At 34.1% G+C, this 3,152-nt stretch carries 4 protein-coding genes; all 4 read right to left on the bottom strand.

Annotation, left to right across the window (positions count from 1 at the left end; all coding sequences use genetic code 11):
• On the bottom strand, positions 1 to 558 hold a 558-nt coding region (locus L6Q46_RS13345), incomplete at its 3' end, for an AraC family transcriptional regulator (protein WP_291284717.1).
• Positions 559 to 620: 62 nt separating this feature from the next.
• The gene (locus L6Q46_RS13350; RefSeq protein WP_291284718.1) at positions 621 to 1,634 is read right to left on the bottom strand and encodes a proline iminopeptidase-family hydrolase; all 1,014 of its coding nucleotides are present in this window, start codon (positions 1,632 to 1,634) and stop codon (positions 621 to 623) included.
• 65 nt (positions 1,635 to 1,699) lie between these two features.
• A complete protein-coding gene (locus tag L6Q46_RS13355) occupies positions 1,700 to 2,563 on the bottom strand; it encodes a bestrophin family ion channel (protein WP_291284719.1) in 864 nt (287 codons plus the stop codon).
• An 80-nt stretch (positions 2,564 to 2,643) separates the two neighbouring features.
• A partial coding sequence (locus L6Q46_RS13360) for a TolC family protein (RefSeq protein WP_291284720.1) occupies positions 2,644 to 3,152 on the bottom strand: 509 nt, incomplete at its 5' end.

Here is a 3,152-nt window from a genome sequence, read left to right on the forward strand (position 1 = left end):
CGTTTGAATAATTCGGATAATCAATTCTTGAAGCGTTAAATCGGCAAGAGCGTCTTTGGTTAGCGAATTGCCCATGCATTCCTTAATCAGTTTGTTGATGGTTCCTGCTAATTCTACGTTATTATAAAAGAAATAGTTCTCGTGGTCTAATTTCCACAAATTACTTTTTCCTTCTTTCGGATATTTCTCGTTTAAAAAATCCAAAGTATTGGTAATAATTTGATTATCGATTGCCAAAGCAATACACTGTGTAGGATTGTCTTTTGATGCTTCGGGAAAATCGATTTTCATTTCGGCATTGGAAGGTACAATTACGGTTTCGCCGGGTAAATATTCAAAACTTGGATCTTCAAATAAATGCATCACTTTTTTTCCACGCAACATGCTTGTTACTACCAAATCATTAAATTTCAAAGGAACTAAATCGGATTTTTGATAGGTTTCAAAAATATTCAATTCACAATGGTCTAAAGAAAAAATGGTACGATTTTCCACCAAAGTTTTTAACGACTTTTCGTGGGTTAAAGCAGGAGTAAAAAGTAACGCTTTGTTCGCCATTTTAAATTTTGAAATAGAAAACTAATATACAAAAAAAGCAACTACTAAGAGTTGCTTTTAGGTTATTTTTTCAAGAACGAAATCAATCCACTAAAATAGGTTTTTTGATCGTCGTAAAATGCCATGTGACTTCCTTTTGGACAGAATAAATACGAGCCATTTGGTAAGATTTTCGAAATCTCTTCCATGTGTTTTGGATCCATTGTATCGTGTTTTGCTCCGATTACTAAGGTTGGGATTTTTACATTTTTCAAATCGGCTTTTCTATCCCATTTTTCTAATTTTCCTGAAATTCCAAATTCACTCGGACCTTGCATGGTTACGTAAAGCGACTGATTCATCTTAGCAAACGAACGATTTACCGGTTCTGGCCAGTCTTTTGCAGGGAAACGAAGAATGTGTTTTTCATAGAAATTTGGAAGTAATAATTCCATGTATCTTGGATTAGAAAAATCGTTATTGGCTTCCATTTTCATTAATTCTGCCAAAACTTCTGGATTCATTTGTTTGGCTAATACTTCATTGGCATATTTATCATATTCTGGGCAACTTGCCATCATATTAGAAATGATTAAGCCTTTCATGTTGTTTTGATATTTCAAGCTGTATTCCATAGCTAAAATGCCGCCCCAAGAATGTCCTAACAAGTAAAAATTGGTATTGTCTAACTTTAAAGCTTTACGAACTTGTTCTACTTCTTCCACATATCTTGGTAAATCCCACATCGAAGTATCGTTTGGATTATCGGCATTTCCGCAACCTAATTGGTCGTAATAAATGAACTCTATGCCTTCTGCAGGTAAGAAGTTTTCGTAACATTCAAAATATTCATGCGTTGCGCCTGGACCACCATTTAAAAGCAATACTTTAATTTTTGGATTGTTCCCAATACGCTTCGTCCAAACATTAAAAGTGCCTTTTGGAGTTGAAATAGGAATGACTTTTACACCACCATTTTGAATACTATCAGCCGATTGTGCAAAATACTCGTTTTGAATGGTTACGGTTTCTTGTTTACAGCTTGTGAATAAAGTTATGGATAAGAGTAGGAGTGTTGTGTGGAATAGGTTTTTCATGGTATAATTTTTTTAAAGAATAGTAAAAGTATTATTTCCAAATATACCAAATTTCCTCCAAACCCTTACAAAATCTCTTCTACATGCTTCTTAATATTCGAAGCAATTTTCGTCATCGGTAAATCGTTGGCGTCAGTGCCAAATGGGTCTTCGATTTCTTCGGCGATTAATTCTAAACTCGCTAAAACATAAAAGATGAAAATCACAACCGGAATTACGTAGTAACCCAAACTAAATACAAATCCGAAAGGCAATGTCATCACAAAAAAGAAGATGAATTTTTTGATAAACGAACTGTAGGAGTAGGGAATAGGCGTGTTTTTAATACGTTCGCAAGCGCCACAAATATCAGTAAACGATTGCAACTCGGAATTGATGATGTAAAATTGGTCACCCGTAATTTTTCCTGATTTGTACAAATCATTTGCTTTTTGAAACAACATTTTTGCCACTTGATTCGGGCGGTGTTTGTGATGATCCATTTCTAAATCTAAACCTTCAAATAACATTTTGCTCACTTCTTCATTCAATAAATGTTTCGAAAGCACCGAAGCATAAGCCGGAATCACTTTTCTGTAGAAATTTCTATCATTCTCATCAGACAAATAAGCGGAAAGTTTTAAGGCTAAATTTCGACTATTATTGACTAATGAACCCCATTGTTTTCTTCCTTCCCACCAACGGTCGTAAGCCGTATTGGTTCTGTATGCCAATAATAACGACAATACAAAACCAACAGTTGTGTGCATTACGTTAAGATTTTTTACATGACTTGTTTCGGAAAGTTTCCAATATTCTAATTCCAAATAGGCAATTCCGTAGGCATAAAATCCAATGAAAATCATCATCGGAATTAGTTGACGAAAGGTGTCCGATTCGTGAAAACGAAAAATAAAAGTAATCCAGTCTTTTGGGTTGTATTGAACCATTTATTAGTGTTTAAAAGTTTAGATGTTTAAGAGTTTAAAAGTTATGAAAACTCATCATCACTTTCACAAATCTAAAAATATTAATTCAATTTTAAAGTACCAGCTAATTCTTTTAGGTTAATTTCTGAAAGTTTGGTTACATATTGCGCATTCGAATAACGAACCGATGCATCTACAAAGTTTTGTTGAGCAGTTCTAAATTCGATAGTGGTAATGGTTCCAATTTTGAATTTCGCTAAAGTAATATCTAAGTTTTGTTTGGCTATTTCTAAGTTTTTTTCTTCCACTTTTACCAACTCTAAATTGGTTTGATAGCTCGCAAATAAAGACGATAATTGTGAAGTTAGCGATAATTTTTGTTGTTCCAAAAGGAATCCTGCATTCTCCACTTGATATTTCGCTACTTTTTCGTTTCTGTTTTGAAGAAATCCATTAAAAATAGGCACGGTAGCTGTTACTCCATACACAAAACCTTGTCCAGAAGATTGCGTGATGAATCCCAAAGAAGCTTCTGAACGTGTGAAATTATAGCCTGAAGTAAGGCGAACCGTTGGATAGCGATTGCCTTTGACTTGTTTTAAATTCAAAT

It is taken from the genome of Flavobacterium sp. (assembly GCF_023151265.1).
GTDB lineage: Bacteria > Bacteroidota > Bacteroidia > Flavobacteriales > Flavobacteriaceae > Flavobacterium.

Coding starts and splice junctions, on each gene's coding strand:
- L6Q46_RS13350 (WP_291284718.1), bottom strand. CDS start 1,634: ATGAAAAACCTATTCCACACAACACTCCTACTCTTATCCATAACTTTA.
- L6Q46_RS13355 (WP_291284719.1), bottom strand. CDS start 2,563: ATGGTTCAATACAACCCAAAAGACTGGATTACTTTTATTTTTCGTTTT.